The sequence below is a fragment of the Martelella lutilitoris genome (genome assembly GCF_005924265.1).
In the GTDB taxonomy this organism is placed as follows: Bacteria; Pseudomonadota; Alphaproteobacteria; order Rhizobiales; family Rhizobiaceae; genus Martelella; species Martelella lutilitoris.
The window spans coordinates 205342-221357 of record NZ_VCLB01000005.1; the positions used below are offsets into that span (position 1 = coordinate 205342).

Sequence of the window (16016 nt, forward strand, 5' to 3'; positions counted from 1 at the left end):
CGCCAATGATTTCTCACCTGAAGACAGCAAACATACTGGCTTTACGGGAGAACTCTTTTCATGCACGCGACCATCACGCTTTCCGGCCTGTCCTTCACAACTGCTGACGGCCATTCTCTTTTCAATAATATCGACGCTGTCTTCGGCCCCGGGCTGACCGGGCTTGTGGGGCGCAACGGCGTGGGCAAGACGACGCTGCTGAAACTGATGGCGGGCGCGATCGCACCGACTTCAGGTGCTGTCTCGGTTGCGGGCCGGCTGGCGCTCTTTGACCAGTCGGTTCGATCCAGGGACGGCGAGACGCTTGCCGATTGTTTCGCGATCACGGACATGCTGGAGATGATCAGGGAGGCCGGCGAGGGCAGGGCAAGCGCCGAGACCGTGGGCCGCATCGACTGGCTCGCCGAGGAAAAGGCTGTTGCCGCCCTTTCCCGGTTCGATATTGCCTACCCGCTGACGACCCCGCCCTCCCGCCTTTCCGGCGGAGAACTGACGCGGGCGCGGCTTGCGGCGCTCACCCGCGGTGATCCGGACTTCATCCTGCTCGACGAGCCCACCAACAATCTCGACGCGGCCGGGCGAAAGCTTCTCATGGACTTTCTTGGCGGTTGGCGCGGCGGAGCGCTGGTCGTCAGCCATGACCGTGAACTGCTGGAGGCGATGACGGAGATCGCGGAACTGACCAGCCTCGGCATCACGCGCTATGGCGGCAATTACGGCTTCTATGAACGGGAAAAGGCTGCCGAAGTCGAAAACCGCGAAAGGCGATTGAGCGAAGCGGAGCGAGAGGTACGGCAGGTGTCCGCGGCCGCGCGCCAGCGAGCGGAGCGCAAGGCGCGCACCGACGCAAAGGGGCTTAAGGCGCGCAAGCGCAAGGACATGCCGAAAATGGTGCTCGACGGCATGAAGGCGCAGGCCGAGGCGACGGCGGCCCGGCAAAACGCGCTCAATGACCGGCAGGCCGAAAGGGCGGCGGAGGCGCTCAGCGAGGCGAAGGCGCGCCTTGAGGTGGTCGCGCCGTTTGCGATCGCCCTTCCGCCCTCGGGGCTTGCCGCCGGGCGGCGGGTCCTGAAGGCAGACCGCCTTGCCGGCGGCTATGAAGCCCGAGCGCCGCTCTTTTGCGACCTCTCTTTCGAGATGACCGGCCCCGAGCGCGTGGCAATCGAAGGCGGCAACGGTGCTGGCAAGTCGACGCTGGTAAAGACGCTCTCGGGCGGGCTGCGGCCGCTCGGCGGAACGGCGGAGATCTGCGTGCCCTTTGCGCTCTTCGACCAGGCTGTCTCCCTGCTTGATCCGGCGGCGAGCGTCCGAGACAATTTCAGGCGTCTCAACCCGCGTGATGGCGAGAACGCGTGCCGGGCGGCGCTTGCGCGATTCCGTTTCCGCGCCGACGAGGCTTTGAAACGGGTCGAGACTTTGAGCGGCGGCGAATTGCTGCGGGCGGGACTTGCTGTCGCGATCGGCGGAAGCCGACCGGCGCAGCTCCTGATCCTCGACGAGCCGACCAACCATCTCGACCTTGAAAGCCTGGCGACGCTGGAGGCGGGGCTCAACGCCTATGACGGCGCGCTCCTCGTTATCAGCCACGACCGCGTGTTTCTGGAGAGAATCGGGATCGCGACGCGGCTCGCGCTTTCAGGCGATGGGCCGATCCGGCGACAGAATATTGCGCAAGACTTGTCTTGAAAGCCGTCAATATTGCCGGATGCGGCATGGCCGTCTGCAAAGGCGGCGCTTGAGGCCCGGAGATTCCAGAATTTCGGGGCTTTGGGCTTGACGGCATTAACCGAAATGAGTATGTCGGCGCCAACAGAACCCATGTGAGGCATGGTCGTTCGGGAAGCCAAATGTCCCGGAGTTCACCTCAGACTAGGTTCTCATACAGCACGTTGAAGATCAAATGCTGCACGCATGACGCGGCAAGGCGCCTGTGTCCTCTGCTTTAAGGTCCATCTGCCGGGAAGGCGGGTCGGGCCGTGCTTGTGCGCATATAGACGCTGAAAGTGCTTCTGTTCGCCGGTGACGGCATTGAAATGCCCCATAAGGGCGACGAGACACGAATTCTAAAGGGATGGGTATATGCCTACCGTAAACCAACTGATCCGCAAGCCGCGCCAGCCTCAGGTCAAGCGGAACAAGGTTCCCGCGCTGGAACAGAACCCGCAGAAGCGCGGCGTCTGCACGCGCGTCTACACCACGACGCCGAAGAAGCCGAACTCGGCTCTTCGTAAGGTTGCCAAGATCCGCCTGACCAATGGCTTCGAAGTCATCGGCTACATTCCGGGTGAAGGCCACAATCTGCAGGAACACTCCGTCGTCATGATTCGCGGCGGCCGCGTCAAGGACTTGCCGGGTGTGCGTTACCACATCATTCGCGGCGTTCTCGACACGCAGGGCGTCAAGAACCGTAAGCAGCGCCGTTCGAAGTACGGTGCGAAGCGTCCGAAGTAATTCGGTTTTCATTTTTCTGGCGCTGCGCGAGGTTCTCCGCGTTTTAAGCGCCGCAACTGTTGAGAGACAAAAAGCATGTCACGACGCCACAGTGCAGAAAAGCGTGAGATCAATCCGGATCCCAAGTTTGGTGATCTGGTGATCAGCAAGTTCATGAATGCCATCATGCTGCATGGCAAGAAGTCGGTCGCCGAGACGATCGTCTACGGTGCGCTTGACGCCGTCGAAGGCAAGATGAAGCAGGACCCGATCGAGGTGTTTCATCAGGCCCTTGAGAATGTTGCGCCGCACGTTGAGGTTCGCTCCCGCCGTGTTGGCGGTGCGACCTACCAGGTTCCGGTCGACGTCCGTCCCGAGCGCCGCCAGGCTCTCGCTATCCGCTGGCTGATCGCGGCTGCGCGCAAGCGCAACGAAACCACCATGATCGAGCGCCTCTCCGGCGAGCTCATGGATGCTGCGAACAACCGTGGCTCTGCTGTCAAGAAGCGTGAAGATACGCACAAGATGGCTGACGCCAACCGCGCATTCTCCCATTACCGCTGGTAATTCAGATACGAGGGAAGGCCTGATATCATGGCTCGCGAATATAAAATCGAAGATTACCGTAATTTCGGTATCATGGCGCACATCGACGCTGGCAAGACCACGACGACCGAGCGCATCCTCTTCTACACCGGCAAGTCGCACAAGATCGGTGAAGTTCACGACGGCGCGGCCACGATGGACTGGATGGAACAGGAGCAGGAGCGTGGCATCACGATCACGTCCGCTGCAACCACCACCTTCTGGCAGGGCCGCGACGGCAAGAAGCGTCGCTTCAACATCATCGACACCCCCGGCCACGTTGACTTCACCATCGAAGTCGAGCGTTCGCTGCGCGTGCTCGATGGCGCCGTTGCGCTTCTCGACGCCAATGCCGGCGTTGAGCCGCAGACGGAAACCGTCTGGCGTCAGGCTGACAAGTACAACGTCCCGCGCATGATCTTCTGCAACAAGATGGACAAGATCGGCGCCGACTTCTATCGCTCGGTCGAGATGGTCAAGTCCCGCCTTGGCGCGACCCCGGTTGTCATCCAGCTGCCGATCGGCGCTGAAAACGACTTCGCCGGCGTGATCGACCTGATCGAGATGAAGGCGCTTGTCTGGGACGGCGAACATCTGGGCGCGCAGTGGGATATCACCGATATTCCGGCTGACATGAAGGATAAGGCCGAAGAATGGCGCGAAGCCATGATCGAAGCCATCGTCGAGATCGACGAAGAAGCCATGGAAGCCTATCTCGAAGGCGAGATGCCCGACAACGACAAGATCCGTCAGTTGATCCGCAAGGGCACGATCGGCGTTCAGTTCTTCCCGATGCTGTGCGGCTCTGCCTTCAAGAACAAGGGCGTTCAGCCGCTTCTCGACGCTGTTGTCGACTTCCTTCCGTCGCCGGTCGACATCGAATCCATCAAGGGTATCGACGTCAAGACCGAAGCCGACATCGCTCGTCACGCTGATGATGAAGAGCCGCTGTCCATGCTGGCCTTCAAGATCATGAACGACCCCTTTGTCGGTTCGCTGACCTTCTGCCGCGTCTACTCCGGTACCCTCGAAAAGGGTTCCTCGGTGATGAACACGGTCAAGGAAAAGCGCGAGCGCGTCGGCCGCATGCTGCAGATGCACTCGAATTCGCGTTCGGACATCGAAGTGGCTTACGCCGGTGACATCGTTGCGCTGGCCGGTCTGAAGGAAACCACCACCGGTGACACGCTCTGCGATCCGCTGAAGCCTGTTATCCTGGAACGGATGGAATTCCCCGAGCCGGTTATCCGCATCGCCATCGAGCCGAAGACCAAGGCCGACCAGGAAAAGATGGGCATTGCGCTCAACCGTCTTGCAGCCGAGGATCCGTCCTTCCGCGTGTTCTCCGACGAGGAGAGCGGCCAGACGATCATCGCCGGCATGGGCGAGCTTCACCTCGACATTCTCGTCGACCGCATGAAGCGTGAGTTCAAGGTCGAGGCCAATGTCGGTGCGCCGCAGGTTGCCTACCGCGAAACCATCACGCAGGCCCACGAAGAAGACTACACCCACAAGAAGCAGTCGGGTGGTTCGGGTCAGTTCGCCCGCGTCAAGATCATCTTCGAACCCAATCCGGATGGCGAGGATTTCGTTTTCGAATCCAAGATCGTCGGCGGTTCGGTTCCGAAGGAATACATCCCCGGTGTCCAGAAGGGTATCGAAAGCGTTCTGTCCTCGGGTCCGCTCGCCGGCTTCCCGATGCTCGGCATCAAGGCCACCCTCGTTGACGGTGCCTATCACGATGTCGACTCCTCGGTCCTCGCCTTCGAAATCGCCGCGCGCGCCTGCTTCCGTGAAGCAGCCCGCAAGGCCGGCGCCCAGCTTCTCGAGCCGGTCATGAGCGTCGAGGTCGTGACCCCGGAAGATTACGTTGGCGACGTCATCGGCGATCTGAACTCCCGTCGTGGCCAGATCCAGGGGCAGGAGCCGCGCGGCAATGCGACGGTCATCGAGGCCGAGGTTCCGCTGGCGAACATGTTCAAGTATGTCGACACGCTGCGCTCGATGTCTCAGGGCCGTGCACAGTACACGATGACCTTCGATCACAACGCGCCGGTCCCGTCGAACGTCGCACAGGAAATTCAGGCGAAGTACTCCGGTTCGAAGTAACCGGGGTCGTCACCTTAACGAGTTGGCCCCTTTGCGGGGTCTGGAAAGAATAGGAGCCTAAAATGGCAAAGGCAAAGTTTGAGCGGAGCAAGCCGCACGTCAACATCGGCACGATCGGTCACGTTGACCACGGCAAGACGACACTGACGGCTGCGATCACGAAGTTCTTCGGTGACTTCCGTGCATATGACCAGATCGACGCGGCCCCGGAAGAAAAGGCGCGCGGCATCACCATTTCGACGGCGCACGTCGAATATGAGACCGACAAGCGTCACTACGCCCACGTCGACTGCCCCGGCCACGCCGACTATGTGAAGAACATGATCACCGGCGCGGCGCAGATGGACGGCGCGATCCTGGTGTGCTCGGCCGCCGACGGCCCGATGCCGCAGACCCGCGAGCACATCCTGCTTGCCCGTCAGGTCGGCGTTCCGGGCATCGTTGTCTTCCTCAACAAGGTTGACCAGGTTGACGACGAAGAGCTCCTCGAACTCGTCGAAATGGAAGTCCGCGAGCTTCTGGAGTCCTATGAGTTCCCCGGTGACGAGATCCCGATCATCAAGGGCTCGGCTCTTGCCGCTCTCGAAGACAGCAACAAGGAAATCGGCGAAGACGCGATCCGCGCTCTGATGGCCGCTGTCGACGACTACATCCCGACGCCCGAGCGTCCGGTTGACCAGCCCTTCCTGATGCCGATCGAGGACGTTTTCTCGATTTCGGGTCGTGGTACGGTTGTGACCGGCCGTGTCGAGCGCGGTATCGTCAAGGTTGGCGAGGAAGTCGAGATCGTCGGCATCAAGGCGACGCAGAAGACGACGGTGACCGGCGTTGAAATGTTCCGCAAGCTGCTCGACCAGGGCCAGGCCGGCGACAACATCGGCGCGCTGATCCGCGGCATCAACCGCGACCAGGTCGAGCGTGGCCAGATCCTGTGCAAGCCCGGTTCGGTGACGCCGCACACGAAGTTCAAGGCAGAAGCCTACATCCTGACGAAGGATGAGGGCGGCCGCCACACGCCGTTCTTCACCAACTACCGTCCGCAGTTCTACTTCCGCACGACGGACGTGACGGGTGTCGTCACGCTGCCGGAAGGCACGGAAATGGTAATGCCGGGCGACAACGTCACGGTTGACGTCGAGCTGATCGTTCCGATCGCGATGGAAGAAAAGCTGCGCTTCGCCATCCGCGAAGGCGGCCGCACCGTCGGCGCCGGCATCGTGGCATCGATCGTCGAGTAATCGACGCGCGACAGGCACTTTGATTGCGAGGTAGGGACGGGGCAACCTGTCCCTACTTTTGAAGATTGAAGAGAGCGGTCGAAGTTCAACAAATGCGCCTGATCTATGACGAGAAGGCGGGAAGAAGAAGAAGACAAGGACGAGTCGCATGAACGGCCAGAATATCCGCATCCGCCTGAAGGCGTTTGACCACCGGATCCTTGATGCCTCGACGCGTGAGATCGTTTCCACGGCCAAGCGTACCGGCGCGAACGTGCGCGGTCCGGTTCCGCTGCCGACCCGGATCGAGAAGTTCACGGTCAACCGTGGCCCGCATATCGACAAGAAGAGCCGCGAGCAGTTTGAAATGCGCACACATAAGCGCCTGCTCGACATTGTCGATCCGACCCCTCAGACGGTCGATGCTCTGATGAAGCTCGATCTGGCTGCCGGCGTCGACGTTGAAATCAAGCTCTGATCATTCAGGGCAGGGACCAATAGTTAAACGGGACCAATCGCTGCGCGCGCTTTAGTGCGATGCGCATGACGTCCCAAACGGAGACACGCCAGGGCCGCAAGGGCTTGGCCGGAACTCTAAAAGGAACGAACCGATGCGTTCAGGTGTAATAGCACAGAAGGTGGGAATGACCCGCGTCTTCAATGACGCAGGAGAGCATATCCCGGTAACAGTTTTGCGAATGGACGGCTGCCAGGTCGTCGCAACGCGCACGAAAGAAAAAAACGGCTACACCGCCGTTCAGCTCGGTGCGGGCCGTTCGAAGGTCAAGAACACGTCGAAGGCGCTGCGCGGCCATTTCGCCAAGGGTTCGGTCGAGCCCAAGGCCAAGCTGGTCGAGTTCCGCGTTTCGGAAGACAACCTGCTCGAGATCGGCGCCGAACTGACGGCCGGCCATTTCGTGTCGGGTCAGCTCGTTGACGTGACCGGCACCACCATCGGTAAGGGTTTTGCCGGTGCGATGAAGCGCCACAACTTCGGCGGCCTTCGCGCCACCCACGGTGTCTCGATCTCGCACCGTTCGCATGGTTCGACCGGTTCCAACCAGGATCCGGGCAAGGTCTGGAAGGGCAAGAAGATGGCTGGTCACATGGGCCAGACCCGCGTCACCACCCAGAACCTCGAAGTCGTCCGCACCGATGAAGAGCGCGGTCTGATCCTCGTCAAGGGAGCCGTTCCCGGTTCCAAGGGCGCATGGATCACGGTTCGCGACGCTGTGAAGTCCGGTGTGCCTGAAAATGCGCCGCGGCCTGCAGGCCTGCGCGCGGCTGAAACCAATGGAGCCGAGTAATGGATCTCACCGTCAAAACACTTGAGGGCAAGGACGCCGGCAAGGTCAGCCTGAAGGACGAGATCTTCGGCCTGGAACCGCGCGAAGACATCCTCGCCCGCATGGTCCGCTACCAGCTGGCCAAGAAGCGTCAGGGCAGCCACAAGACCAAGGGTCGTTCGGAAGTCGCCCTGACCGGCGCCAAGATGTACAAGCAGAAGGGCACGGGTAACGCCCGCCACCACGCCAAGCGTGCGCCGCAGTTCCGCGGCGGTGGTCGCGCTCATGGTCCGGTCGTCCGCGATCATGGTCATGACCTGCCGAAGAAGCTTCGTGCCCTGGCTCTGAAGCATGCCCTGTCGTCGAAGCTGAAGGCTGAAGACCTGATCATCGTTGATGATCTCGTCGCCAAGGAAGCAAAGACCAAGGCGCTCATCGCCCAGTTTGCCGGCCTCGGCCTGGAAAACGCTCTGATCATCGGCGGTTCGGAAGTCGACGGCAATTTCAAGCTTGCCGCCCGCAACATTCCGAATATCGATGTTCTGCCGGTTCAGGGCATCAATGTTTACGACATTCTGCGCCGCGGAAAGCTCGTGCTTTCCAAGTCCGCAGTCGAAGCTCTGGAGGAGCGGTTCAAATGAGCGATATCCGCCATTACGACGTGATCGTTTCGCCGGTCATCACCGAGAAGTCGACGCTGGTTTCGGATAATAACCAGGTTGTCTTCAACGTTGCCAAGAATGCGAGCAAGCCCGAGATCAAGGCCGCTGTCGAAGAGCTCTTCGGCGTCAAGGTCAAGTCCGTGAACACGCTCGTGCGCAAGGGCAAGATCAAGCGCTTCCGGAATTTCTCCGGCAAGCAGAAGGACGTCAAGAAGGCGATCGTCACGCTGGCCGAGGGTCAGTCCGTAGACGTGACGACCGGCGTTTGAAACAGACCCGGTAGGGTAGAGACCCAATAGGGAATGAGAAAATGGCATTGAAAACATTCAATCCGACAACGCCGAGCCAGCGCCAACTGGTAATCGTCGAGCGTTCGGAGCTTTACAAGGGCAAGCCCGTCAAGGCGTTGACGCAGGGCCTGTCTTCGAAGGGCGGTCGTAACAACTACGGCCGCGTGACGGCGCGCTTCCAGGGCGGCGGTCACAAGCGCACCTACCGCATGATCGACTTCAAGCGTCGCAAGTTCGGCGTCGAGGGCACGGTCGAGCGTCTGGAATACGACCCCAACCGGTCGGCTTTCATCGCGCTCATCAACTATGCGGATGGCGAGCTTGCCTATATCCTGGCGCCGCAGCGTCTGGCCGTTGGCGACAAGGTTCTCGCCGCCGACAGCGCGATCGACGTGAAGCCCGGCAATGCGATGCCGCTGCAGAACATTCCGGTCGGCTCGATCGTGCACAACGTCGAGATGAAGCCGGGCAAGGGCGGCCAGATCGCCCGTTCGGCAGGCACCTATGTGCAGCTCGTCGGCCGCGACCAGGGCATGGCGATCCTTCGCCTGAACTCCGGCGAACAGCGTCTCGTGCCTGGCTCTTGCCTTGCTTCGATCGGCGCTGTATCGAACCCCGACCATTCCAACACGAATGACGGCAAGGCCGGTCGTTCGCGCTGGCGGGGCAAGCGTCCGCATGTTCGCGGCGTCGTCATGAACCCGATCGACCACCCGCACGGTGGTGGTGAAGGCCGTACATCCGGTGGTCGCCACCCTGTTTCGCCCTGGGGCAAGCCCACCAAGGGCAAGCGCACGCGCAAGAACAAGTCGACCGACAAGTTCATCATGCGTTCGCGCCACCAGAAGAAGAAGTAAGAGAGGTAGTCTGAAATGGCTCGTTCAGTATGGAAGGGACCGTTTGTTGACGGCTATCTTCTCAAGAAGGCTGAGAAGGTGCGTGAAGGCGGTCGCCACGAAGTGATCAAGATCTGGAGCCGCCGTTCCACGATCATGCCGCAGTTCGTCGGCCTGACCTTCGGCGTCTACAATGGTTCCAAGCACATTCCGGTATCCGTGTCGGAAGAGATGGTCGGCCACAAGTTCGGTGAGTTTGCACCGACGCGGACCTACTACGGTCACGGCGCCGACAAGAAGGCGAAGAGGAAGTAACAATGGGCAAGGCAAAAGCCGCACGCCGGCTTAAGGAAAACGAGGCGCAGGCCGTTACGCGCACGATCCGCGTCAGCCCGCAGAAGCTCAACCTCGTCGCCGCCATGATTCGCGGCAAGAAGGTTGACCGGGCTCTGGCCGATCTCGAATTCTCGCAGAAGCGGGTTTCCGAGACCGTCCGCAAGACGCTCGAATCGGCCATCGCCAATGCTGAAAACAACCACGACCTCGACGTTGACCAGCTCATCGTCGCGGAAGCCTATGTCGGCAAGTCGATTGTCGCCAAGCGCTTCATGGTCCGGGGCCGGGGCCGCGCATCGCGCATCCTCAAGCCGTTTTCGCATCTGACGATCGTCGTCCGTGAAGTCGAAGAGGAGGCCGCATAATGGGTCAGAAAATCAATCCGATCGGTTTCCGCCTCGGCATCAACCGTACCTGGGACAGCCGCTGGTTCGCCGACAATCACGAATACGGCAAGCTGCTCCATGAAGACCTGAAGATCCGCAGCTTCATCCAGAAGGAACTGAAGCAGGCCGGCGTCTCCAAGGTCGTCATCGAGCGTCCGCACAAGAAGTGCCGCGTGACCATTCATTCGGCGCGTCCGGGTCTCATCATCGGCAAGAAGGGCGCGGACATCGAAAAGCTGCGCAGCAAGCTCGCGACGATGACCGACTCGGAAATGCACCTCAACATCGTTGAAGTACGCAAGCCGGAAACCGACGCCACGCTGGTCGCTCAGTCGATCGCGCAGCAGCTGGAACGCCGCATTGCCTTCCGCCGCGCCATGAAGCGCTCGGTGCAGTCGGCCATGCGTCTCGGCGCCGAAGGCATCCGTATCGTCTGCTCGGGTCGTCTCGGCGGCGCCGAAATCGCACGTACCGAATGGTACCGCGAAGGCCGCGTTCCGCTGCACACGCTGCGCGCCGACATTGATTACGGCACGGCCGAAGCTGAAACCGCATACGGCATTTGCGGCATCAAGGTCTGGGTCTTCAAGGGCGAAATCCTTGAGCACGACCCGATGGCCTCCGAGCGTCGCGCGACCGAGGGCGACAACAAGGGTAACAGCGGCAACAATCGCCGCCGCGAAAACGCCTGATAAGGGCGCTTTCCGCGAAGTTCGGAGATAGAAGAAAATGTTGCAGCCAAAGCGTACAAAGTACCGCAAGCAGTTCAAGGGCCGCATCCATGGCGTCGCCAAGGGCGGCAGCGACCTGGCTTTCGGTGAATATGGGCTGAAGGCGCAGGAACCCAACCGCGTCAACGCGCGCGAGATCGAGGCGGCCCGCCGCGCGATCACCCGTCACATGAAGCGTGCCGGCCGCGTGTGGATCCGTATCTTCCCCGATACGCCGGTCACCTCGAAGCCGACCGAAGTGCGTATGGGTAAGGGTAAGGGCGGTGTCGATTACTGGGCGGCCCGCGTAAAGCCCGGCCGGATCATGTTCGAAATCGATGGTGTGAGCGAAGAAATTGCACGTGAAGCCCTGCGCCTCGGCGCGGCCAAGCTCTCGGTCAAGACGCGCTTTATCCAGCGTATCGCAGAATAAGGAGTGGTACTGATGAAGACTTCTGACGTACACGCCATGACCGAAGACCAGCTCAAGGACGAGCTCGCCAAGCTGAAGAAGGAGCAGTTCAACCTGCGCTTCCAGAAGGCGACCGGCCAGCTGGAAAAAACGGCGCGCATCAAGGAAGTGCGCCGCGACATAGCGCGTGTGAAAACCATTGCCGCCCAGAAGGCGGCAGCCGGCAAGGCTTGAGATTAAAGGACCGACAAGAAAATGCCTAAACGCATCCTGCAAGGCGTTGTCGTCAGCGACAAGAACGATAAAACGGTCGTAGTCCGGGTTGAGCGTCGTTTCGCCCACCCGCTGATGCAGAAGACTGTACGCCGCTCGAAGAAGTACAAGGCGCACGACGCCGAGAACCAGTACAAGGTCGGGGATACCGTATTCATCGAGGAATGCGCTCCGATTTCCAAGGACAAGCGCTGGACGGTGGTTTCCGCCCAGGCTTAAGCCCAAATTTGAACAGCTATTTCGCCGGGGCCCTTGCGCTTTGGCGAAATATCTGTATGTAGCACGGCATTGAGATGCGGGGGCGTCCGGCAACGGGCGGCCTTTTCCGTAAGGGCATTCTCCAGTTTGGAGACGACTGAGCCCCGAAAGACGCTACACATAAGACGCTCTGGCTCTTGCACACGGTGTAGACCCCGGAAGAAATCCTTTTCGGGCGCCACGGTTTTGAAAGTGCTGGACAGGAAATTCGAGCGACCGCCGGGGTCATTTTGACAGGGCGGGCGCTTTGATACGTGTCGATTAAGCTGGTCTAGGGGGCAGAGGTGCCCAACCGGGCCGGTAACAACAAGAAGGCGACCTGATATGATTCAGATGCAAACAAACCTCGACGTGGCGGATAATTCCGGCGCGCGTCGTGTCATGTGCATCAAGGTTCTGGGCGGCTCAAAGCGTAAATATGCCTCGATCGGCGACATCATCGTCGTTTCGGTGAAAGAGGCTGTTCCGCGCGGGCGCGTCAAGAAGGGCGATGTGATGAAGGCCGTTGTCGTTCGCACGGCAAAGGACATCCGCCGCGCTGACGGCTCCGTCATCCGCTTCGACAGCAATGCTGCCGTTCTGATCAACAACAACAAAGAGCCGATTGGTACGCGTATCTTCGGGCCGGTTCCGCGCGAGTTGCGTGGCAAGAGCCATATGAAGATCATCTCCCTGGCTCCGGAAGTTCTGTAAGGGAGCGCGGAACATGCAGAGAATCAAGAAGGGCGACAAGGTCGTCGTGATCGCCGGCAAGGACAAGGGCCGCACCGGTGAAGTCGTACAGGTTTTCCCGAAGGAAGACCGCGCCGTTGTTTCGGGCATCAATGTCGTGCGTCGCCACCAGCGGCAGACGCAGACCGCCGAAGCCGGCATCATTACCAAGGAAGCGCCGGTTCACCTTTCGAACCTCGCGATCGCCGATCCGAAGGACGGCAAGCCGACCCGCGTCGGCTTCAAGGTCGAGGGTGAGAAGAAGGTCCGCTATGCAAAGCGTTCGGGAGAAGTGATCGATGGCTGAAGCAAAGTATGAGCCGCGCCTGAAGACGGTATTCAACGAGAAGATCCGCGCTCAGCTGCAGGAAAGCTTTTCCTACGCCAACCCGATGATGATTCCGCGCCTGGACAAGGTCGTGATCAACATGGGCGTCGGTGAAGCGGTCGGCGATTCGAAGAAGCCGACCAATGCTGCTGCCGACCTTTCGGCGATCGCCGGCCAGAAGGCCGTGATCACCCATGCGCGCAACTCCATCGCCGGCTTCAAGGTCCGCGAAGGCATGCCGATCGGCGCCAAGGTGACGCTGCGCGGCGACCGCATGTATGAATTCGTTGACCGCCTGGTGAACATCGCGCTGCCGCGCGTTCGCGACTTCCGCGGCCTTAATCCGAAGAGCTTTGACGGCCGTGGCAACTTCGCCATGGGCATCAAGGAGCACATCGTGTTCCCCGAGATCGAATACGACAAGGTCGATCAGATGTGGGGCATGGACATCATCGTTTGCACGACGGCGAACACGGACGACGAAGCACGGGCGCTCCTGACAGCGTTCAACTTCCCGTTCCGCAAATAACCGTAACGACGAGCGTAGAAAAGGAAAACGACATGGCGAAAGTAAGCGCAGTCGAAAAGAACAAGCGCCGCCGCAAGACGGTCGCCCGGGACGCAGAGAAGCGTGCCGCGCTGAAGGCGATCATCAAGAACCAGGAACTGCCGATCGAAGAGCGGTTCCGCGCTTCCCTGAAGCTGGCGGACATGCCCCGCGACGGCTCCAAGACGCGTATCCGCAACCGCTGCGAAGTATCCGGCCGTCCGCGTGCGTATTACCGCAAGCTGGGCATGTCCCGTATCGCGCTGCGTGATCTCGGCAACACCGGCAAGGTGCCGGGCGTCGTCAAGTCGAGCTGGTAAGGAGGCGTCCAATGGCAATGTCTGATCCCCTGGGCGATATGCTCACCCGTATCCGCAACGGCGCCTCGCGTCGCAAGTCCTCCGTGACCACGCCGGCTTCCAAGCTGCGCGCTCATGTCCTGGACGTTCTGCAGGCCGAAGGCTACATCCGCGGTTACACGCAGACCGAATTCGAGAACGGCAAGTCCGAGATCGAAATCGAGCTGAAGTACTACGAAAACGCGTCCGTGATCCGCGAGATCGCCCGCGTTTCCAAGCCGGGCCGCCGGGTCTATGTCTCGGTCAAGTCCATTCCGCAGGTCGCAAATGGTCTGGGTATCACGATCCTTTCCACCCCCAAGGGTGTAATGGCTGATCACCAGGCGCGCGAACAGAATGTTGGTGGAGAGGTTCTCTGCTCGGTCTTCTAAGGCTCGGTCAGATCCTCCTAACGAAACAGACAGGTAAGAAAAATGTCTCGTATCGGTAAAAAGCCCGTTCAGGTTCCGGCTGGTGTGACTGCGACCGTAGACGGCCAGAAAGTCACAGCCAAGGGCCCCAAGGGCGAGCTCTCCTTCGTCGCCAATGACGAGGTGAGCGTCAAGCTCGAGGACAACGCGATCGTTGTTTCCCCGATCAACCAGTCGAAGGACGCCCGCTCCAAATGGGGCATGTCCCGGACGATGGTTGAGAACATCATCAACGGTGTCACAAAAGGCTACGAGCGCAAGCTCGAGATCAACGGCGTTGGCTACCGCGCGGCGATGCAGGGCAAGAACCTGCAGCTGTCGCTCGGCTTCTCCCACGAAGTTGTCTACCAGCCGCCGGAAGGCATCACGATTGCCTGCCCGAAGCCGACGGAAATCACCGTCACCGGCATCGACAAGCAGGTTGTCGGCCAGGTCGCTGCGAACATTCGCGAATATCGCGGTCCCGAGCCCTACAAGGGCAAGGGCGTGAAATACGCGGAAGAGCGCATCGTCCGCAAGGAAGGCAAGAAGAAGTAAGGAACACGCGTTATGGCTAGCAGGAAAGAAACCATTGCACGCCGCGCCAGCCGCGTGCGCCGCCAGGTCAAGAAAGTGGCAAACGGCCGTCCGCGTCTGTCGGTTCACCGTTCGTCCAAGAACATCTACGCCCAGATCATCGACGATACGGCCGGCCGCACGCTGGCTGCCGCCTCGACGCTCGACGCTTCGCTCAAGTCTTCGCTGAAGACCGGCGCGGATCGTGAAGCGGCCGAAGCCGTCGGCAAGCTCGTCGCCGAGCGCGCCACCAAGGCAGGCGTCAAGGAAGTCGTGTTCGATCGCGGCGCTTTCATCTTTCACGGTCGCATCAAGGCACTTGCCGACGGCGCCCGCGAAGGTGGCCTGAGCTTCTGATGAAGCTTTGAGCGCCCTTCGTTGGAGGGGCGCTCCTGACATTCGGCCAAGGCGATACTGTCTCTTCGGAATGCAAGTCGCCTTCGGTCAATCACCGGCCGCCCATGCCAGAGATGGCGCAAGCGGCCTTCCCATTTGCCGATTGCACCCGGAAAAGAAAAAGGAACAGGACAATGGCACAGGACAGAAGGGGATCGCGCGACGATCGCCACAACAGGGATGAGCGCGACAGCGAATTCGTTGACAAGCTCGTCGCCATCAATCGCGTTGCCAAGACCGTCAAGGGCGGCCGCCGCATGGGTTTTGCAGCGCTCGTCGTCGTTGGCGACGGCAAGGGCCGCGTTGGTTTCGGCCACGGCAAGGCGCGCGAAGTGCCGGAAGCCATCCGCAAGGCCACCGAAGCCGCCAAGCGCGAAATGATCTTCGTGCCCCTGCGCGACGGTCGTACGCTGCATCACGACGTCAAGGGCCGCCACGGTGCTGGCAAGGTTCTTCTGCGTACAGCCAAGGCCGGTACCGGGATCATCGCCGGTGGTCCGATGCGTGCCGTTTTCGAAACCCTGGGCGTTGCCGACGTGGTTGCCAAGTCGACCGGTTCGTCCAATCCCTACAATATGGTTCGCGCCACCTTTGATGCCCTGAAGAGCCAGGTGCATCCCAAGGACATCGCAGCGCAGCGCGGCCTCAAATACGCCACGCTCCAGGCTCGCCGCCAGGCCGCCGGCGCCGTTGTCGACGAGTAAGGGAGGCACACATGGCCAAGGCTAGCACCAAGAAGACTGTCACCGTTGAGCAGATCGGCAGCCCGATCCGCCGTCCCGCCGTCCAGCGCCAGACGCTGATCGGCCTCGGCCTCAACAAGATGCATCGCGTCCGCACCCTGGAAGATACGCCTGCTGTGCGCGGCATGATCAACAAGGTGTCCCATCTCGTGCGCGTCGTCGACGAGAAGTGAGACG

25 protein-coding genes are annotated in these 16016 nt (G+C 60.6%); all 25 read left to right on the plus strand.

From position 1 onward, the window contains the following. Positions 1 to 60: 60 nt before the first annotated feature. Positions 61 to 1686, plus strand: a complete 1626-nt coding sequence (locus FF124_RS10145; protein ID WP_138748383.1) for an ABC-F family ATP-binding cassette domain-containing protein — start codon at positions 61 to 63, stop codon at positions 1684 to 1686. 393 nt (positions 1687 to 2079) lie between these two features. Then, entirely contained in the window at positions 2080 to 2451 is a 372-nt protein-coding gene (gene rpsL / locus FF124_RS10150) for a 30S ribosomal protein S12 (RefSeq protein WP_018065617.1), read from the plus strand. A gap of 75 nt (positions 2452 to 2526) precedes the next feature. Further along, positions 2527 to 2997: a 30S ribosomal protein S7 gene (gene rpsG / locus FF124_RS10155; RefSeq protein WP_138748384.1), complete on the plus strand. Its 471-nt coding sequence runs from the start codon at positions 2527 to 2529 to the stop codon at positions 2995 to 2997. Between the two features lie 27 nt (positions 2998 to 3024). Further along, a complete protein-coding gene (gene fusA / locus FF124_RS10160) occupies positions 3025 to 5124 on the plus strand; it encodes an elongation factor G (protein WP_138748385.1) in 2100 nt (699 codons plus the stop codon). Positions 5125 to 5186: 62 nt separating this feature from the next. After that, on the plus strand, positions 5187 to 6362 hold the full coding sequence (gene tuf / locus FF124_RS10165; RefSeq protein ID WP_138748386.1) for an elongation factor Tu: 1176 nt from the start codon (positions 5187 to 5189) through the stop codon (positions 6360 to 6362). Between the two features lie 148 nt (positions 6363 to 6510). After that, a complete protein-coding gene (rpsJ, locus tag FF124_RS10170) occupies positions 6511 to 6819 on the plus strand; it encodes a 30S ribosomal protein S10 (protein WP_018065614.1) in 309 nt (102 codons plus the stop codon). A gap of 133 nt (positions 6820 to 6952) precedes the next feature. Continuing rightward, positions 6953 to 7648: a 50S ribosomal protein L3 gene (gene rplC, locus FF124_RS10175; RefSeq protein WP_138748387.1), complete on the plus strand. Its 696-nt coding sequence runs from the start codon at positions 6953 to 6955 to the stop codon at positions 7646 to 7648. Next, complete coding sequence (gene rplD / locus FF124_RS10180) at positions 7648 to 8268, plus strand: 50S ribosomal protein L4 (protein ID WP_138748388.1); 621 nt, start codon at positions 7648 to 7650, stop codon at positions 8266 to 8268. Before rplC ends, rplD begins: the two co-directional genes overlap by 1 nt. Then, positions 8265 to 8558: a 50S ribosomal protein L23 gene (locus tag FF124_RS10185; protein WP_024708107.1), complete on the plus strand. Its 294-nt coding sequence runs from the start codon at positions 8265 to 8267 to the stop codon at positions 8556 to 8558. Before rplD ends, FF124_RS10185 begins: the two co-directional genes overlap by 4 nt. Positions 8559 to 8599: 41 nt before the next feature. After that, positions 8600 to 9436 carry a 50S ribosomal protein L2 gene (gene rplB / locus FF124_RS10190; protein WP_138748389.1) on the plus strand — a complete coding sequence of 279 codons (837 nt, stop codon included), beginning with the start codon at positions 8600 to 8602 and terminating at the stop codon, positions 9434 to 9436. A 15-nt stretch (positions 9437 to 9451) separates the two neighbouring features. Further along, a complete protein-coding gene (rpsS, locus tag FF124_RS10195) occupies positions 9452 to 9730 on the plus strand; it encodes a 30S ribosomal protein S19 (protein WP_024708105.1) in 279 nt (92 codons plus the stop codon). Between the two features lie 2 nt (positions 9731 to 9732). Beyond that, positions 9733 to 10116: a 50S ribosomal protein L22 gene (gene rplV, locus FF124_RS10200; RefSeq protein ID WP_024708104.1), complete on the plus strand. Its 384-nt coding sequence runs from the start codon at positions 9733 to 9735 to the stop codon at positions 10114 to 10116. After that, positions 10116 to 10829, plus strand: coding sequence for a 30S ribosomal protein S3 (rpsC, locus tag FF124_RS10205; RefSeq protein WP_138748390.1), 714 nt, complete (start codon positions 10116 to 10118; stop codon positions 10827 to 10829). Before rplV ends, rpsC begins: the two co-directional genes overlap by 1 nt. Before the next feature lie 37 nt (positions 10830 to 10866). Beyond that, positions 10867 to 11280, plus strand: coding sequence for a 50S ribosomal protein L16 (gene rplP / locus FF124_RS10210; RefSeq protein ID WP_106313035.1), 414 nt, complete (start codon positions 10867 to 10869; stop codon positions 11278 to 11280). A gap of 12 nt (positions 11281 to 11292) precedes the next feature. Then, the gene (gene rpmC, locus FF124_RS10215) at positions 11293 to 11493 is read left to right on the plus strand and encodes a 50S ribosomal protein L29 (RefSeq protein ID WP_138748391.1); all 201 of its coding nucleotides are present in this window, start codon (positions 11293 to 11295) and stop codon (positions 11491 to 11493) included. A 21-nt stretch (positions 11494 to 11514) separates the two neighbouring features. Then, complete coding sequence (rpsQ, locus tag FF124_RS10220; protein ID WP_138748392.1) at positions 11515 to 11751, plus strand: 30S ribosomal protein S17; 237 nt, start codon at positions 11515 to 11517, stop codon at positions 11749 to 11751. A gap of 363 nt (positions 11752 to 12114) precedes the next feature. Next, entirely contained in the window at positions 12115 to 12483 is a 369-nt protein-coding gene (gene rplN / locus FF124_RS10225) for a 50S ribosomal protein L14 (RefSeq protein ID WP_024708099.1), read from the plus strand. Positions 12484 to 12496: 13 nt separating this feature from the next. Continuing rightward, positions 12497 to 12808 carry a 50S ribosomal protein L24 gene (gene rplX, locus FF124_RS10230; RefSeq protein WP_138748393.1) on the plus strand — a complete coding sequence of 104 codons (312 nt, stop codon included), beginning with the start codon at positions 12497 to 12499 and terminating at the stop codon, positions 12806 to 12808. Continuing rightward, positions 12801 to 13358: a 50S ribosomal protein L5 gene (rplE, locus tag FF124_RS10235; RefSeq protein WP_138748394.1), complete on the plus strand. Its 558-nt coding sequence runs from the start codon at positions 12801 to 12803 to the stop codon at positions 13356 to 13358. Before rplX ends, rplE begins: the two co-directional genes overlap by 8 nt. 32 nt (positions 13359 to 13390) lie before the next feature. Further along, positions 13391 to 13696: a 30S ribosomal protein S14 gene (gene rpsN, locus FF124_RS10240; RefSeq protein ID WP_138748395.1), complete on the plus strand. Its 306-nt coding sequence runs from the start codon at positions 13391 to 13393 to the stop codon at positions 13694 to 13696. 11 nt (positions 13697 to 13707) lie between these two features. Further along, complete coding sequence (gene rpsH / locus FF124_RS10245) at positions 13708 to 14106, plus strand: 30S ribosomal protein S8 (protein ID WP_024708095.1); 399 nt, start codon at positions 13708 to 13710, stop codon at positions 14104 to 14106. 42 nt (positions 14107 to 14148) lie between these two features. Then, positions 14149 to 14682, plus strand: a complete 534-nt coding sequence (rplF, locus tag FF124_RS10250; protein WP_024708094.1) for a 50S ribosomal protein L6 — start codon at positions 14149 to 14151, stop codon at positions 14680 to 14682. A gap of 12 nt (positions 14683 to 14694) precedes the next feature. Next, on the plus strand, positions 14695 to 15057 hold the full coding sequence (rplR, locus tag FF124_RS10255; protein ID WP_138748396.1) for a 50S ribosomal protein L18: 363 nt from the start codon (positions 14695 to 14697) through the stop codon (positions 15055 to 15057). Positions 15058 to 15230: 173 nt separating this feature from the next. Beyond that, on the plus strand, positions 15231 to 15800 hold the full coding sequence (rpsE, locus tag FF124_RS10260) for a 30S ribosomal protein S5 (protein ID WP_024708092.1): 570 nt from the start codon (positions 15231 to 15233) through the stop codon (positions 15798 to 15800). Positions 15801 to 15811: 11 nt separating this feature from the next. Next, on the plus strand, positions 15812 to 16012 hold the full coding sequence (rpmD, locus tag FF124_RS10265; RefSeq protein WP_024708091.1) for a 50S ribosomal protein L30: 201 nt from the start codon (positions 15812 to 15814) through the stop codon (positions 16010 to 16012). Positions 16013 to 16016 lie beyond the last annotated feature (4 nt).

Bases quoted from the DNA above. Each gene is read 5' to 3' on its own strand.
- FF124_RS10145 (WP_138748383.1), top strand. From the start codon at position 61: ATGCACGCGACCATCACGCTTTCCGGCCTGTCCTTCACAACTGCTGAC.
- rpsL (WP_018065617.1), top strand. From the start codon at position 2,080: ATGCCTACCGTAAACCAACTGATCCGCAAGCCGCGCCAGCCTCAGGTC.
- rpsG (WP_138748384.1), top strand. From the start codon at position 2,527: ATGTCACGACGCCACAGTGCAGAAAAGCGTGAGATCAATCCGGATCCC.
- fusA (WP_138748385.1), top strand. From the start codon at position 3,025: ATGGCTCGCGAATATAAAATCGAAGATTACCGTAATTTCGGTATCATG.
- tuf (WP_138748386.1), top strand. From the start codon at position 5,187: ATGGCAAAGGCAAAGTTTGAGCGGAGCAAGCCGCACGTCAACATCGGC.
- rpsJ (WP_018065614.1), top strand. From the start codon at position 6,511: ATGAACGGCCAGAATATCCGCATCCGCCTGAAGGCGTTTGACCACCGG.
- rplC (WP_138748387.1), top strand. From the start codon at position 6,953: ATGCGTTCAGGTGTAATAGCACAGAAGGTGGGAATGACCCGCGTCTTC.
- rplD (WP_138748388.1), top strand. From the start codon at position 7,648: ATGGATCTCACCGTCAAAACACTTGAGGGCAAGGACGCCGGCAAGGTC.
- FF124_RS10185 (WP_024708107.1), top strand. From the start codon at position 8,265: ATGAGCGATATCCGCCATTACGACGTGATCGTTTCGCCGGTCATCACC.
- rplB (WP_138748389.1), top strand. From the start codon at position 8,600: ATGGCATTGAAAACATTCAATCCGACAACGCCGAGCCAGCGCCAACTG.
- rpsS (WP_024708105.1), top strand. From the start codon at position 9,452: ATGGCTCGTTCAGTATGGAAGGGACCGTTTGTTGACGGCTATCTTCTC.
- rplV (WP_024708104.1), top strand. From the start codon at position 9,733: ATGGGCAAGGCAAAAGCCGCACGCCGGCTTAAGGAAAACGAGGCGCAG.
- rpsC (WP_138748390.1), top strand. From the start codon at position 10,116: ATGGGTCAGAAAATCAATCCGATCGGTTTCCGCCTCGGCATCAACCGT.
- rplP (WP_106313035.1), top strand. From the start codon at position 10,867: ATGTTGCAGCCAAAGCGTACAAAGTACCGCAAGCAGTTCAAGGGCCGC.
- rpmC (WP_138748391.1), top strand. From the start codon at position 11,293: ATGAAGACTTCTGACGTACACGCCATGACCGAAGACCAGCTCAAGGAC.
- rpsQ (WP_138748392.1), top strand. From the start codon at position 11,515: ATGCCTAAACGCATCCTGCAAGGCGTTGTCGTCAGCGACAAGAACGAT.
- rplN (WP_024708099.1), top strand. From the start codon at position 12,115: ATGATTCAGATGCAAACAAACCTCGACGTGGCGGATAATTCCGGCGCG.
- rplX (WP_138748393.1), top strand. From the start codon at position 12,497: ATGCAGAGAATCAAGAAGGGCGACAAGGTCGTCGTGATCGCCGGCAAG.
- rplE (WP_138748394.1), top strand. From the start codon at position 12,801: ATGGCTGAAGCAAAGTATGAGCCGCGCCTGAAGACGGTATTCAACGAG.
- rpsN (WP_138748395.1), top strand. From the start codon at position 13,391: ATGGCGAAAGTAAGCGCAGTCGAAAAGAACAAGCGCCGCCGCAAGACG.
- rpsH (WP_024708095.1), top strand. From the start codon at position 13,708: ATGGCAATGTCTGATCCCCTGGGCGATATGCTCACCCGTATCCGCAAC.
- rplF (WP_024708094.1), top strand. From the start codon at position 14,149: ATGTCTCGTATCGGTAAAAAGCCCGTTCAGGTTCCGGCTGGTGTGACT.
- rplR (WP_138748396.1), top strand. From the start codon at position 14,695: ATGGCTAGCAGGAAAGAAACCATTGCACGCCGCGCCAGCCGCGTGCGC.
- rpsE (WP_024708092.1), top strand. From the start codon at position 15,231: ATGGCACAGGACAGAAGGGGATCGCGCGACGATCGCCACAACAGGGAT.
- rpmD (WP_024708091.1), top strand. From the start codon at position 15,812: ATGGCCAAGGCTAGCACCAAGAAGACTGTCACCGTTGAGCAGATCGGC.